This window comes from Streptomyces sp. BE303, assembly GCF_036290945.1.
In the GTDB taxonomy this organism is placed as follows: Bacteria; Actinomycetota; Actinomycetes; order Streptomycetales; family Streptomycetaceae; genus Kitasatospora.
The window spans coordinates 30,539-45,090 of the sequence record NZ_JAQYWZ010000383.1; the positions used below are offsets into that span (position 1 = coordinate 30,539).

10 protein-coding genes are annotated in these 14,552 nt (G+C 74.4%); 7 read left to right on the forward strand and 3 right to left on the reverse strand.

What is annotated here, in order from left to right; genetic code table 11:
* The first annotated feature begins 279 nt into the window (after positions 1 to 279).
* Positions 280 to 1,200 (forward strand): universal stress protein, encoded by a 921-nt coding sequence (locus PUR56_RS06570; protein ID WP_329948202.1) that lies wholly within the window; start codon positions 280 to 282, stop codon positions 1,198 to 1,200.
* 299 nt (positions 1,201 to 1,499) lie between these two features.
* Positions 1,500 to 1,943, forward strand: coding sequence for a hypothetical protein (locus tag PUR56_RS06575; RefSeq protein ID WP_329948203.1), 444 nt, complete (start codon positions 1,500 to 1,502; stop codon positions 1,941 to 1,943).
* Positions 1,944 to 2,263: 320 nt separating this feature from the next.
* Here PUR56_RS06575 and PUR56_RS06580 read toward each other — a convergent pair whose 3' ends face one another.
* From PUR56_RS06580 to PUR56_RS06590, 3 genes are all read right to left on the reverse strand, one after another.
* Positions 2,264 to 2,809 (reverse strand): copper chaperone PCu(A)C, encoded by a 546-nt coding sequence (locus tag PUR56_RS06580; protein ID WP_329882412.1) that lies wholly within the window; start codon positions 2,807 to 2,809, stop codon positions 2,264 to 2,266.
* A complete protein-coding gene (locus PUR56_RS06585; RefSeq protein ID WP_329882411.1) occupies positions 2,806 to 5,178 on the reverse strand; it encodes a heavy metal translocating P-type ATPase in 2,373 nt (790 codons plus the stop codon). Before PUR56_RS06585 ends, PUR56_RS06580 begins: the two co-directional genes overlap by 4 nt.
* A gap of 339 nt (positions 5,179 to 5,517) precedes the next feature.
* Positions 5,518 to 7,881, reverse strand: a complete 2,364-nt coding sequence (locus PUR56_RS06590) for a lamin tail domain-containing protein (RefSeq protein ID WP_329948204.1) — start codon at positions 7,879 to 7,881, stop codon at positions 5,518 to 5,520.
* Positions 7,882 to 8,373: 492 nt separating this feature from the next.
* Between PUR56_RS06590 and PUR56_RS06595 the strand changes: the two genes are divergently transcribed.
* The 5 genes from PUR56_RS06595 (at position 8,374) to PUR56_RS06615 (ending at position 14,497) form a co-directional block, all read left to right on the forward strand.
* Complete coding sequence (locus PUR56_RS06595) at positions 8,374 to 9,432, forward strand: FecCD family ABC transporter permease (RefSeq protein WP_329948250.1); 1,059 nt, start codon at positions 8,374 to 8,376, stop codon at positions 9,430 to 9,432.
* Positions 9,429 to 10,490 carry a FecCD family ABC transporter permease gene (locus tag PUR56_RS06600; protein WP_329948205.1) on the forward strand — a complete coding sequence of 354 codons (1,062 nt, stop codon included), beginning with the start codon at positions 9,429 to 9,431 and terminating at the stop codon, positions 10,488 to 10,490. Before PUR56_RS06595 ends, PUR56_RS06600 begins: the two co-directional genes overlap by 4 nt.
* A gap of 40 nt (positions 10,491 to 10,530) precedes the next feature.
* Positions 10,531 to 11,448 carry an ABC transporter ATP-binding protein gene (locus PUR56_RS06605; RefSeq protein ID WP_329948206.1) on the forward strand — a complete coding sequence of 306 codons (918 nt, stop codon included), beginning with the start codon at positions 10,531 to 10,533 and terminating at the stop codon, positions 11,446 to 11,448.
* A gap of 83 nt (positions 11,449 to 11,531) precedes the next feature.
* The gene (locus PUR56_RS06610) at positions 11,532 to 12,587 is read left to right on the forward strand and encodes an iron-siderophore ABC transporter substrate-binding protein (protein ID WP_329948207.1); all 1,056 of its coding nucleotides are present in this window, start codon (positions 11,532 to 11,534) and stop codon (positions 12,585 to 12,587) included.
* 92 nt (positions 12,588 to 12,679) lie between these two features.
* On the forward strand, positions 12,680 to 14,497 hold the full coding sequence (locus tag PUR56_RS06615) for an ABC transporter ATP-binding protein (RefSeq protein ID WP_329948208.1): 1,818 nt from the start codon (positions 12,680 to 12,682) through the stop codon (positions 14,495 to 14,497).
* Positions 14,498 to 14,552 lie beyond the last annotated feature (55 nt).

The following is a 14,552-nucleotide window of genomic DNA, read 5'->3' on the forward strand; positions in this document are numbered from 1 at the left end:
GCACCCCGGGGTGGTCATGGACGCGTCTTCGGTCCTGCCCAGGGACCTATGGCCCTGCGGCGCGGGCCCTGCGGCCCCTGGCCCGGAGCCCGGCCGCCCGACCAGGGTGGGAACCGGCGGACGGTGCGTCAGACCGCACCGCCCGGAAGCCGGCCGGAAGCCGCCCGGCGCCCGGGCGGCCACCGTACGGCACCAGCGGCACGCAGTGGACCTGCGGCGGGACCGGCAGCGAACCCGGTGCGCACCCGCGGCGGGACAACGAGCGGAGAGGAACCTCCCATGACGCCCCCTGTTCTGGTCGGAGTCGACGGATCGCCCGAGAGCACCGCAGCCGCCCACTGGGCCGCCGAGGAGGCCCGGCGCCGCGGGGCCGCGCTGCGCCTGGTGCACGTCTGGCCGTGGCTCACCGACGGCCGTGCCGCGTTCGCCGACCCTGACGACCTGCCGGTCGCCGCCCAGCGGATGCTCGCGGGGACGGCGGAGGAGGTCCGCGAGGGTCACCCCGGCGTGGCCGTCCACACCGACGTGGTGCTCGACGCCGCGGTCGACGGGCTGGTGGCCGCCGCCGAGGACGCGGGTCTGCTCGTCGTCGGCTCGCGGGGCCTGGGAGGCTTCGCCGGATTGCTGGTCGGCTCGGTGAGCATGGCGGTCGCCGCCCGGTCGGCCGCGCCGGTGGTGGTCGTCCGCCCGGGACGTCCGGCCCGTCCGGCGGAGCCGCACCGTGACCGGGCGCAGGCCGCTTCGGAGACACGGCCCGAGGCGGTCCCCGAGACCGTTCCCGACGTGGTCGTCGGCGTGGACGCCGGTGCGCCCGGCGACGCCGTGCTGGCGTTCGCCTTCCAGGAGGCCGCGCTGCGCGGTGCCCGGCTCCGGGCGGTCCACGGCTGGGAACTCCCACCGGCGTTCGCGGTGGTCGGCTTCCTGCCGTCCGGTTCCGAGATGGCGCTGCTCCAGGCGGGGGAGGAGAAGGCGCTGGCCGCCGCTCTCTCGGCGCACCGGGAGCGGCACCCCGACACGGAGGTCGTCGAGCAGGCCAGGCTCGGCGCCGCCCGCACGCTGGTGGAGGAATCGGTCGGGGCCGGGCTGGTGGTGGTCGGGCGCCGACGCCGGCCGCACGACTTCGGCCCCCGGCTCGGACGGGTCGCGCACGCGGTGCTGCACCACGCCCACGCGCCGGTCGCGGTGGTCCCGCACGACTGACACGGTGAGGACGCGGGCGCGGCGCAGTGCGGCCGGTGGCCGTCGAGGCGCGGCGGGTGTCCGCCGCCCCGCCGCCCGACGACCCGCCCCGAGGCCCCGCTGATCCACCCCGCCCCGGGCCGTAGGCGCAGCGCCACCCTTCGCCCTCCGGACGCGGGCCGTTGGACCCTGCCGTCCGGCCGCCGGACGGGCGCAGGCTCGGAGTAGCAGCCGTCCCGCCCGCCACCGCCCCGACCCGGCCGTCCCGCCCGCGCGGTGGCTCCGCCGGGGCGTGGCGACGAGGCAAGGAGAGGATCACCATGACCGAGTCCACCCTCACCCCGGACGACCTGCGGCTGCTGGCCGTCGCCGGCGGCGCGGCCCCCTCGCTGCACAACAGCCAGCCGTGGCGGTTCCGCCCCACCCCGGACGGGTGCGGGATCGAGGTGCACGCCGACCTCGCCCGCGCCGTCCCGCTCGCCGACGCCGTCGGCTCCGCACTGCACGTCGCCGTCGGCGCGGCCCTGTTCAACCTGAGGGTGGCCGCCGTCCGGCTGGGCCGCGAGCCGGCGGTCCGGCTGCTCCCGGATCCGGTCGACCCCGGTCTGTCGGCCGTTCTCGACCTCGCGCTCCGCGCCGCTCCCGGATCCGCTTCCGTCGCCCCGCCGTTCGGCCGCGATCTCTATCCGGCGATCACCGAACGCCGCTCCAGCCGACGGCCGTTCACCAACCGGGACGTGCCCGAGGCGTGCTCGCGGAGCTGATCGCCGCCGCCCGGGAGGAGGGTGTGGCACTCGCCGTGCTGGAGGAGGCCGGGGTACGGCAGGTGCTGGCGCTCACCGCCGAGGCCGAGGACCGGATCGCCCACGACCCGGCCCGGCGAGCCGTCCGCCCACCCCGCCGAGCGACGGGTCGGGGGCCGCCCGGCCGCTCAGGTCGGTGGCCGGGCCGCCTCCCCTCGCTGCGGGCGGCCCGACCACCGGGCTTCTCCACCGGGCTTCGCGACCGGGCTTCGCGACCGGACGGCGTCGGCCGCCGGTGGTCGCCCCCCACTCCTGCCGCCCGTCGCCGCCGCAGGCCGTCCTCAGCCGCTGCGGCGTCCGCCCGGCTTGACGACCTCCGCCTTCAGCCGCAGCTCGGGGCTGTGGCGGAAGGTGAGCGTGAACTCCACCCACTGGCCGACCGTGAGCGCCGGCGGGTTCGTGATCATCAGGTCGGCGTCCTCCGGCGACATCACCAGCTCGCCGCGCTCCGGCACGGGCAGGGCCGTGACCGGCTCCCACCGGCCGGAGGCACCCTGGTGCAGATGGCGTTTCAGCGTCACCTTTCCGCCGAACTCCCAGCTGGCACCGGTGAGTTCGTCCGGTATGTCGCCGGGGTTGCGGACCGTGAAGAAGGCGGCCGTGGCCGTCGCCCCGCCCGTCGTCGGCAACAGCAGCCAGCCCGGACCGGCCTCCACCGGCTGTGGCCGCCCGGCTCCGCCGACCGCGGTCCACCCGGAGAGCAGCGCCAGTGCCACCACCGCCGCCGCGACCGGCGGGCCGACCACCTTCAGCCGCTCGGGGACGCGCCCCGTCCGTGCGGAGATCCTTCCCGGCCGTACCCCGCCCACCGCACCGCCGCCGCTCACCGCGCGCCCCCCGTACCCGTGCCTGCGCCCGCCCGCGCCGAGCGTCGCGCCCGGTCCGGCCGCCGCCCGCCGCCGGGGGCGCCGCCGCCCCGTCCGTCCGAGGCGCCCCGGCCGGGCCGCCAGGTCCGCAGCCGCAGGCTGTTCCCCACGACGAGCAGCGAACTCAGCGACATCGCCACCGCCGCCAGCATCGGGTTCAGCAGCCCGACCGCCGCCAGCGGGATCAGCACCACGTTGTAGCCGAACGCCCACAGCAGGTTGACCCGGATCGTGCCCAGCGTGCGCCGGGCCAGCCGGACGGCGTCCACCACCGCCTCGATGTCCCCGCGCACCAGGGTCAGCCCGGCGGCGCCGATCGCCGCGTCGCTCCCCGAGGCCAGGGCCACCCCGAGGTCCGCCGAGGCCAGCGCGACCGCGTCGTTGACGCCGTCGCCGACGACCGCGGTCGTCCGTCCGGCGGCCTTCAACTCGGCCACCACCTCGGCCTTGCGCTCCGGCGAGGCCGAGAAGTGCACCCGCTCGATGCCCAGTTCGGTTGCCACCGCGTGCGCCGCGCCCGGCCCGTCACCGGTCAGCAGGACCGGTTCCAGACCCATCCGGCGCAGCCGGTGCAGCGCGCGCCAGCTGCCCGAACGCAGGGTGTCGCCGACCGCGAGGACGGCCACCGCCCGCCCGTCCAGCTCCACGACCACCGGCGTCCGGCCGGCCGCCGCAGCCTCCTCCAGCGCGGTCACCAGCCCGGCCGGCAGCGGTCCGACCGCGTCGTCCGGGCGGACCACCCGGACCTGCCGCCCCTCCACCGTGCCGGCCACCCCCACCCCGGCAGTGGCCCTGAACTCGGCCACCGCCGGGAGGGGTTCGGAGCCACATCGCTCGCGGGCCGCCCCCACGACGGCCCGGCCGATCGGGTGCTCCGAACGGTGCTCGACGGCTCCTGCGAGCCGGAGCACCTGGTCCTCGTCGACCCCCGCGTCCGGGGCCACGGCCACCGCCGCGAGCTCCATCCGGCCGGTGGTCAGTGTCCCCGTCTTGTCCAGCACCACGGTGTCGATCCGCCGCAGGCTCTCCAGCACCTCCGGGCCGCGCACCAGCACGCCCAGTTCGGCGCCCCGGCCGGTCGCCGCCAGCAGCGCGGTCGGCGTGGCCAGGCCCAGCGCGCACGGGCAGGCCACCACCAGGACGGCGACGGCCGCCGTCACCGCCGCCTGCGGGTCGGCCCCGGCACCCAGCCAGAAGCCCAGCACGCAGACCGCGACCGTCAGCACGCACGGCACGAACACTCCGGCCACCGTGTCCGCCAGCCGCTGCGCCCGGGCCTTCCCGGCCTGGGCGTCCGCCACCAGGGCGGTGATCCGGGCGAGTTGGGTGTCCGCACCGACCGCCGTCGCCCGTACTACCAGGGCGCCGCCGACGTTCACCGTGGCGCCCGCCACCTGGTCGCCCGGACCGACCTCGACCGGCACCGACTCGCCGGTCAGCAGGCTCAGATCCAGGGCCGAGCTGCCCTCCACCACCACACCGTCGGTGGCCACCCGCTCGCCCGGCCGGACCACGAACTCCTGCCCGGGCAGCAGCTGTTCGATCGGCAGCAGCTGTTCCTCCCCGGTCTCCGGGTCGCGGACGCACACCTCCTTGGCGCCCAGCTCCGCCAGGGCCCGCAGCGCCGAACCGGTGCGCCGCCGCACCCGCCCCTCCAGCAGCCGCCCGGCGAGCACGAACAGCGGCACCCCGACGGCCGCCTCCAGGTAGACGTGCGCGGCGCCGCCGCCGTCCGCGGTCAGCGAGAACGGCATCCGCATGCCGATCTCGCCCGCCCCGCCGAACACCAGCGCGTACGCGGACCAGCCGAACGAGGCCACCACCCCGAGACTCACCAGGGTGTCCATGGTCGCCGCCGCGTGCCGCAGTCCCTGCCAGGCCCGCCGGTGGAACCCGGCCGAACCCCAGCTCACCACCGGCACCGACAGCGCGAAGCAGACCCACTGCCAGGCGTCGAACTGCAGCGACGGAACCATCGACAGGACCACCACCGGCACGGCCAGCAGGGCCGTCACCAGCAGCCGCCACCGGTCCGCGGACTCGTCCTGGTCCGGGCCCGCCGCCGACAGCCCGTCCGGGGCCTGCTCGGCGGTGTAGCCGGCCCGTTCGACCGCCGCCACCAGTTCCTCGACGCCCACCCCGGCCGGGTGCAGCACCCGCGCCCGCCCGGTGGCCAGATTGACCCCGGCGGTCACGCCCTCGATCCGGGCGAGCCGCTTCTCCACCCGGCTGACACAGGCCGCGCAGGTCATCCCGCCGACCACCAGATCGGTGCTGACCGGCGGCGGGCCGGTCTCCCCGCTCCCGGGGCTCTCCACCACGGCCCTCATCGGCCCGCCCCCATGTCATGCCCCATCCCGGGTTTACCCCCGCCGCCCCCGCCGGGCGTCAGCCCGGGCGTCACGGGCCCGGCTCCGCGCCCTACCGCGAAGGCCACTACGAACACCACCACCAGCATCAGGGCGAACCCCACCAGCACACTCAACGGCCGGGCACCCGGCGACATCCCACTCACCCCCCACCAGTCGTCCCCCCACCCCGATCAGTTCCCGTACACCCCTGATTGACCCGGATCATCCCTCCGGCGTCCCGGACCGGGAACGAATCCCGTCTCCGCACGGCGCTGCCCCGGCGCCGGGGGCGGGGCCGGGGCAGCGGGGTTCGGGGTGTCAGGGGAGGGGGATGCGGACGACCTGGGGGTCGTGGTCGCTGAGCTGGGTGGGGAACTCGCTGTTGAGGTGGACGATGTCGTAGCTGTAGGGCCTGGCCGCGAGGGCGGGGGAGATCAGGATGTGGTCGAGCACCTGGGAGTTGCCCTCGTAGACGTAGGTGTAGCGCTCGGCGAGGGGGAGGGTGCGGGGGAGGTCGACCAGGGAGCCGCCCGCGGTGAGGAGGTCGGCGGTCTGGGAGAACTCGAAGTCGTTGATGTCGCCGAGGACGATCACCGAGGCGCTCGGGTCGACGGCGAGGAGCTGGTCGGTGAAGGTCTTCACCACACCGGCCTGGGCGTGCCGCTGGGTCTCGGAGGGGCGGGCCGGCTGCTGGTAGCGGCCGAAGAGGGGCTGGTCGCCGCCCTTGGAGTTGAAGTGGTTGGCGATCACGAAGACCGGGCGGCCGTTCCAGCGGAACTCGCCGGCCAGCGGCTTGCGGCTGGCGCCGAACGCGGAGTTGCCCGGGTCGATCCGGCCGGGGGAGTAGGCGAGTGCCGGGGTGCCGCCGCTGTTGACGACCGAGTTGGCGGTGCTGGAGCCGGCGCCCGGGCGGTCGGTGAAGGTCAGACCCCGGTCCGTGCGGTAGAGGAAGACCTGGCGGATGTTGCCGCCGGGCTGGCCGCCGTCCTGGCCGTCCACCGGGTTGATCTGCCGGTAGGAGTAGGACGGGCCGCCGGCCGCGGTGATGGCGGCGGTCAGCCGGGCGAGGGTCTGGTCGGCGGCGACGGTGCCGTTGTCGGTGGCGCCGTTGTTGTCCTGGATCTCCTCCAGCGCGACCAGGTCGGGCGCGCGGAGGTTGGCGACCACGGCGGCGGCCAGGCCGTCGAACTTGCTCTGGGGGTCGTTCGGGGAGAGGTTCTCGACGTTGAACGTCGCCGTGGCCAGTTCGCCGGCGGCCGGCGCGGCCGTGGTCTCCGCGGCGAGTCCGCCGGAGGTGACCGTCGGGGTCGTGGTGGGGAGCAGCTTGAAGTTGCCGAAGGAGTAGTCGACGACGCCGACGGTGGCGCCGGTGAGGGTGTCGCCGACCTTGGCGGTCGGTACGGGGGCGAGCACGTCGTCGAGGACGATCCGTTCGGGGTTGCCGTCGCCGGCCCGGAGGAGGATGCCGCCGCGGGTGGTGCGGGTGGTGGAGCCCTGCGGGACGACCGGGATCTCGCCGAACGAGCTGGTCGGGCCGACCACGGCCGCGTCGTCGATCCTGACCCGCATGCCCTCCAGGGACTCCCAGAAGTCGAGGCCGTCGGTGGACGGCTGGAAGCCGGCCGCGGTCTCGACGTTGCCGCTGGTCACGCCGGAGATCACCGCGGCCGGCGGCACCCGGCCGCCGGCCCCGACCAGGGCGGGTGCGGGAAGCGGCGCGTTGTGGGTGAGGACGGTGACGCTCGGTGCGGTCAGTTCGGTGACGGTGAGGTTGGTGGTGCCGCCGGTGCCGCCCGGACGGAACTCGCTCACCGTGCCGCCGACCGTCACCGAGTCGCCGACGGCGACGCCCGGTGCGCCGGCCGTGTAGACGTAGACGGCCTCGCTGGTGGCCGGGTCGGCGTCGGGCTGCGGGTCCTGGAACCAGAAGCCGCTCGGGCCGGTGGCGGTGACGACGCCGGGGACGGCCGTGACGGTCTGTCCGGCCTTCGGCGAGGTGCGGGCGGCGCCCTGGACGTCACGTATCCGGGTGCCGCCGGTGCCGCCGCCGGAGGAGGAGTTGCGGGGGGCGGGCGCGGTGACGGCGAAGTCGGCCGCGTTGCTGTCGGTGTCGGTGGCCCCGCCGCCGGCCCGCAGCGCGGCCGTGGTGTTGGCGAGGTTGCCGGTCGGTGAGCCCTCGGCGGAACTGGCCGTCGACCCGTAGCCGACGAAGTCCTTCACGCCCGGCTGGGTGGCGCAGCCCGTGGCGCAGGTGAGCGCGGTTCCGTTGGTGACCAGCGCGACCTTGCCGGTGGTGGCGCTCAGGGCGAGCGTGCCGGTCGCGTCCGGCGTCGGCAGGGCGGCTCCGGAGCCGGCCCCCGCCGCCTGCTGGACGAGGTAGTACCTGCCGGGGGCGATGGTGCCCGACAGCGTGGTCCTCGCCCAGGAGGAGCCGCCCGCCGAGGCGTACTGGACGGTCCAGCCGGTGACCGGGACCGGCACGGTGCCCCGGTTGTAGAGCTCGACGTAGTCGTTGGCGTACTGGGCGCCGGAGTTGCCGCCACCGCCGTACACCTGGCTGATCACGATGTCCGCGGACACCGCCTGCGCGGTGCCGGCCGGCAGCGCGAGGAGCGCTCCCACGACGGCGGCGGCGGATGCCACCGCCGGTGTGCGGAGCCGGACTCGATCGGTTCGCCTCACGGGGGTCCTCCTGACGAGCGAGCGGGTGATGGTCGGCGCTGTGCGTTCAGGGGCGTGTCTGTCGGACAAGCCTTAGCAGCGTCACCCGTGCCGTACCGCGCGCTGTGGTGAACGGCCTGACGTACGAGGGGAGAACAGTTCCGGTCGGGCGGTACCCCCACCGGGCGGAATTGGGCGGGGAAGGAGGGCTTCGCCCCCTCTTGTTCGGTCGACAGCACTACTGGATAAGGTGAGCGTTACCTAAGTTCCGTCGGTCCTCGGTCGTCGGTCGTCGGTGCGCCTGGACTCCCTCGCGCCTCCGGCCTCGACGGGACGCCTGGCAGGCGGCCGTCCCGGCCGACCCGCCGGCGGGTCGGCCGACGTGCACGCAGTACGTGAGAGAAAGGAACGTCCGTGCCCCCTGGCACACGCCGTCGCTCCGGCGGCCCGCCCGACGGCGAGCACGAGGTCGCCGGGCGGCCCGGCGACGGTGCCGGGATGACCTACCTCGCCATGGGCGCGATTTCAGCGGAACGCCCCGCACTTTCCAAGGTGGCAGGGCTCCGGCGGCGGCGAATCCTCGGTCTGGGCGTGGTGGGAGCGGTCCTCGTCGCCGTTGCGGTGCTCTCGGTCGCCGTCGGTGCGCGGGCGTTGACTCCCGCCGAGGTGTGGCACGGGCTGTTCGCGGGGCCGGACCCCGACCAGAGGAGTACGGAGATCAGGCTCATCGTGCAGACCGTGCGGGTGCCCCGGACGGTGCTCGCGATCGTGGCGGGTGTCGCGCTGGGCGTCGGCGGGGCACTGATCCAGGGGTTCACCCGCAACCCCATCGCGGACACCGGCCTGCTGGGGGTGAACACCGGTGCCTCGTTCGCCGTGGTGGCGGCGATCTCCCTGTTCGGGTTCACCGACCCGTTCCAGTACGTGTGGTTCGCCTTCCTGGGGGCCGCGCTCGCGGGTGTCGTCGTGTTCGGGCTGTCGAGCATCGGGCGGGGCGCCGGCAATCCGCTGACCCTGGCTCTGGCGGGCCAGGGGGTCGCGGTGTTCCTCGCGGCGATGACGACGGCGATCGCCCTGTCGGACAAGGCGGCGCTGAACGCCCTGCGGTTCTGGAACGCCGGCTCGGTGGCCGGTGTGCCGTTCCGGGTGATCTGGCCGGTGACCGCCTTCGTCGTGGTCGGGCTGGTGCTGGCCCTGGTCACCCTGCCCTCGGTCAACCTGCTCAACCTGGGGGACGACGTGGCGCGGGGCCTGGGGGTGAACATCGCGCTGATCCGGACCGTCGGCATCGTCGCGATCACGCTCATGGCGGGCGCGGCGACGGCGGCGTGCGGTCCTGTCACGTTTCTCGGGCTCATGGTGGCGCACGTGGCCCGGTACCTGGCGGGGCCGGACTACCGCTGGCTGGTGCCGTACGCGGGCCTGCTCGGCGCGGTGGTCCTGCTGGTCTGCGACATCGTGGGGCGCGTGGTGGTCCGGCCGGGCGAGCTGGAGGCCGGCGTCCTCGTCGCCCTCCTCGGCGCCCCGTTCTTCGCGGGTCTGGTGTGGCGAGGGAAGTTCAAGAACGCATGAACGTGACCTTGGAGAAGCGGGTGGCGGCGCCGGGCGTGCGGTTCGGCGGCCTGTCCTTCGTGTGGCGGCCCAGGATCGTGCTGGTCACGCTGCTGCTGACGGCGGCGACCTTCCTGGGGTTCTGCCTGTCCATCGCGGTGGGGGACTTCCCCATCGGGCTGCCGCAGGTGGTGGCCACGCTCTTCGGCGGCGGCGAGCGGGTCGACGAGTTCGTGATCATGGACCTGCGCATGCCGCGGGCCCTGGCCGGTCTCGTCGTGGGGTTCGCGCTGGGGGTGTCCGGGGCGCTCACGCAGTCCATCGCCCGCAACCCGCTGGCGAGTCCGGACATCCTGGGGATCACCGGAGGGGCGAGCGCCGTCACGGTGTTCCTGGTGACGGTGTCGGGCGGGTCGGCCGCCGCGGTCGCCGGCGCCGTCGGCCTCTCCGGGGCGGCGCTGGTGGGCGGTCTCGGCACCGGCCTGCTGGTGTACTTCCTGGCGTGGCGACGGGGGGTCGACGGTTTCCGGCTCATCCTCATCGGCATCTCGGTGAGCGCCGTGATGGAGGCGGTCACGACCTGGCTGCTGGCCACCGCCGACATCAGGGACGTGGCCCGGGCCCAGGCGTGGCTGGTCGGCTCGCTGGACAACCGTTCCTGGGACGAGGTGTGGGTGGCGCTCTGGGGCACGCTGGCCGTCCTGGCCGTCGTGACCGGCGTCGCCTTCCAGTTCAAGCCGCTGCACTTCGGTGACGACGTGGCGGCCGGCCTGGGGGTGCGGTACGCGCTGGTGCGGGCGGTGCTGCTGCTCTGCGCGGTGCTCCTGGCCGGCTTCGCGGTGAGCGCGGCGGGGCCGGTGCCGTTCGTCGCCCTGGTGGCGCCGCAGGTGGCGATGCGTCTGACGAGGTGCCCGACACCGCCGGTGGTGGCCTCCGGCACGGTCGGAGCGCTGCTGCTGATCGGCTCGGACCTGGTCGCCCGGACGGCGCTGCCGATCACCCTGCCGGTCGGCGTGGTCACCGCCGCCATCGGTGGTCCCTTCCTCGTCCACCTCCTGGTGCGGGCGAACCGCCGCTAGGTGATAGAAAGGTTAGGCAAGCCTAAATAGAGGGGGCCCCATGGTCGCTGAGCACACCGGGACCGAGCCCGGGACCGAGTCCGGGATCAGGTCCGGGATCAGGTCCCGGACCGGTTCCGCCGCCGGGTCGGACGGCGTCCCGCGGCTGGCGGCCAGGGGTGTCACGGTCGGGTACGGCGACCGGACCGTCATCGACGCCCTGGACGTCACGATCCCGCCGGGGGTGGTGACCACGATCATCGGCCCCAACGGGTGCGGGAAGTCCACCCTGCTGCGGACCCTGTCACGGCTGCTCAGGCCGACCCGGGGGTCGGTGGTGCTGGACGGTGAGGACATCGTCAGGCTCAGGACCAGGGACGTGGCGAAGAAGCTCGGCCTGCTGCCGCAGTCGCCCGTCGCGCCGGAGGGCCTGACCGTGGCGGACCTCGTCGCCAGGGGCCGGCACCCGCACCAGAGCTGGCTGCGGCAGTGGTCCTCCGACGACGCCTCGGTGGTGGAGCGCGCGCTGGCCATGACCGGGGTGTCCGACCTGGCCGACCGCCCCGTCGACGCGCTGTCCGGGGGTCAGCGGCAGCGGGTCTGGATCTCCATGACGCTGGCCCAGGGCACCGATCTGCTGCTGCTCGACGAGCCCACCACCTACCTGGACCTCGCGCACGCGGTCGACGTGCTCGACCTGGTGGACGACCTCCACGAGTCGGGGTGCACCGTGGTCATGGTGCTGCACGACCTCAACCTGGCCGCCCGGTACAGCGACAACCTGATCGTGATGAAGGCGGGTTCGGTCCTGGCGCAGGGTCACCCGCGCGACGTGGTGACCCCGGAGCTGCTGCACGAGGCGTTCGGCCTGCGGGCCGAGGTGATCGACGACCCGGTGGGTGACCGGCCGCTCGTCGTGCCGATAGGCCGGACCCATGTCCGGGGACGGGGCGGGCGGGAAGCCGGAGCTTCAACTTAGGCTAGGCTCACCTCATCACCCCAAACCAAGGCTCACCTGCCGTCATGCGGGGTGTCGGACAGCACGACAGCAAGGGAATCCGGATGCTCCTCGACCGAACGACACGAACGAACGCCTGGCGGCGGCTGGCGGCGGGCGTGTCCGTCGCGGCCCTCGGCGTGGGTCTCCTCGCCGGCTGTGGTTCCGACGCGGGGGACAAGGGCGCGAACGACAGCGCCAACGCCCCGGCCGCCACCGGCGCGTTCCCCGTCACCGTCGAGCACGCCTTCGGGTCCACGAAGGTCGACAAGGCGCCCAAGCGTGTCGTGTCCGTCGGCTACACCGACGACCAGACGATCCTCGCGTTCGGCGTCAAGCCGGTCGGCATGGTCGACCAGTACCCGAACCCGGTGGGGCAGAGCCCCGACATCAACACGCAGTGGCCCTGGGTCAAGGACAAGTGGGGCGACGCGCGTCCCGAGGTGGTCCTGAACAACGGCGACGCCGGCCCCAACTTCGAGAAGATCGCCGCCCTGCGGCCCGACCTGATCGTCGCGGTCTACTCCGAGATCGACCAGGCCGCCTACGACAAGCTCTCCAAGATCGCCCCGACGGTCGGCCGTACGAAGGCCGAGAAGGAGCCGTTCAGCGCTCCGTGGCAGGACAACGCGCTCCACATCGCCAAGGCGCTCGGCAAGGCCGACGAGGGTAAGCAGATGGTCCAGGGCATCCAGGACAAGCTCGCCGCGGTCAAGACGGCCCACCCGGAGTTCGCCACCCAGACCGCCGTCGCGCTCTCCTGGTACAAGGACTCGGTCACGCCCTTCACCACCACCGACGTACGGGGTCAGCTCCTCGCCGGGATGGGCTTCAAGGGCCAGACCGAGATCGACAGGATCGCGGGGTCCGGGTTCTCCACGCAGCTCTCCCCGGAGCGCATGGACCTCGTCGACGTCGACCGCGTCTTCGTCATCAACGACAAGGTCGACACCGACGCGCTGAAGAAGTTCGACCTCTTCACCAACCTGAAGGTGTCCAAGGCCGGCAAGGTGTCGTACCTGCTGGACAGTGAGGGACCGGCGGTCGGCGCGGCGATGTCGCAGGCGACCCTGCTCTCCCTGCCGTTCGCCATCGACGAGCTCGCCAAGTCGGTCGGCTAGGGATCGTCGGACAGGCCCCGGGTTCGCTCCTCCGGATCACGTCGGAACAGCGGGTGGCGCGGCCGGCGGGATCCGACAGAGAGGACCTGGGTGTGAGCACCACGGGAACACCGGCCGCTCCGGCCACCCTGCGCACCACGGGCGGCCGTGAGGCAGCCCGATGGGTCGCCGCCCACTGCCGCGACACTCCGTGGCTGACGGCCGCCACCGCGGTCAGCACGGTGGCCGGGGCGGCGCTCCAGATGCTCCCGGTCCTCCTGCTCGGCCGCGTGGTCGACGGCGTGGTCCGGGGCGAGCCGGGCTCGTCCCTGCTCCCGATCGGCGCGCTGATGGTGGCCGCCGCGCTGCTCGGCGCGGCGGCCACCGCGGCGTCGACGTACCTGATCGGGAGGCTCGGCGCCGACCTGCTCGCGCACCTGCGGGAGGGCGCCGTCCGGGCCGTGCTGGGCATGCCGATCGCCCGGGTCGAGCAGGTGGGCCGCGGCGACGTCCTCTCCCGGGTCGGCGACGACGTCGCCGTCCTGTCCAGGGGCATCCGTTCGGCCGTCCCCACGGTGTTCTCCGCGGGCGTGCTGGTGGCCGTCGCCACGGTCGGCATGTTCGGGCTCGACTGGCGGCTCGGCCTCGCGGGAGCCTGCGCGCTGCCCGCGTACGGGCTGGCGCTGCGCTGGTACCTCCCCCGGTCCGCCCCGCTCTACCGCAAGCAGCGCGCCGCCCAGGCCGACCGCGCGCAGGCGCTGATCAGCGGTCTGAACGGCATCGACACCGTCCGGGCCTACCGCCTGGAGGAGAGGTTCCGGGAGAAGGTCGCCGACGACTCGCAGCGGGTGCGGGACCACGGCGTCGAGGTGTTCCGCTTCTTCGGCCGGTTCGTCGGCAGGGAGAACCGCGCGGAGTTCATCGGCCTCGTCCTGATCCTCGTGGTGGGCTACGTCCTGCTGGAGACCGGATCCGCCAGCCTCGGCGACGTGTCCGCGGCCCCCCTGGTGTTCCACCGCCTCTTCACGCCGCTGGGCGCCATCATGTTCACCTTCGACGAGGCGCAGAAGTCGGGCGCGAGCCTGACCCGGCTCGTCGGCGTGCTGACGGAGTCCGCGGCGGAGCGGCTGGTGGGCGACTCGGCCCCCGCGCCGCAGGACGGCACCCCGTACCCGGTGACGGTGGAGGGGCTGACGTTCGCGTACCCGGGCGCCGAGGAGCCGGTCCTGCGGGACGTCACCCTGACGGTCCCGGCCGGTGGCTCACTGGCCCTGGTGGGCGCCACGGGCGCCGGCAAGTCGACCCTGGCCGCCCTCGTCGCGGGCATCGAGACTCCGCAGACCGGGTCGGTCCGCGTCGGACCGATCGACCTCGCCGACCTGGACGAGGTCGGGGCGAGGGCGCTGGTGAGCGTCCTGACCCAGGAGACGCACGTGTTCTCCGGCCCGCTCGCCGACGACCTGCGGCTCGCCGCGCCGGAGTCGACCGACGCCGAACTGATGGACGCGCTGCGCACCGTGGGCGCCGAGGAGTGGGTGGAGGCACTGCCCGACGGGCTGTACACGGCGGTGGGCGAGGGCGGTGAACGGCTGGACGGCACCGCGGTCGCCCATGTCGCCCTGGCCCGCCTGGTGCTGGGACGGGCGCCGGTGGTGGTGCTCGACGAGTCGACCGCGGAGGCCGGCAGTGAGGGCGCCGCCGAACTGGAGCGGGCCGTTCGGGCCGCCTGCGCCGGCCGGACCACGCTGTTCGTGGCCCACCGGCTGACCCAGGCGATGGCGGCCGACCGGATCGCCGTGCTGGACGCGGGACGCGTCGTGGAGCAGGGCACGCACGGGGAGCTGGTGGCCCTGGGCGGCCGCTACGCGCAGCTCTGGCGGGCCTGGAGGGGCGAGAGCCGGGCGATTCCACGTCAGGTCGGTCCGGCCTGAGTTCCCCGGGGCGAGCGCGGTGGGCGACCTCCCGCCCCTCGGGAGACACTCCACG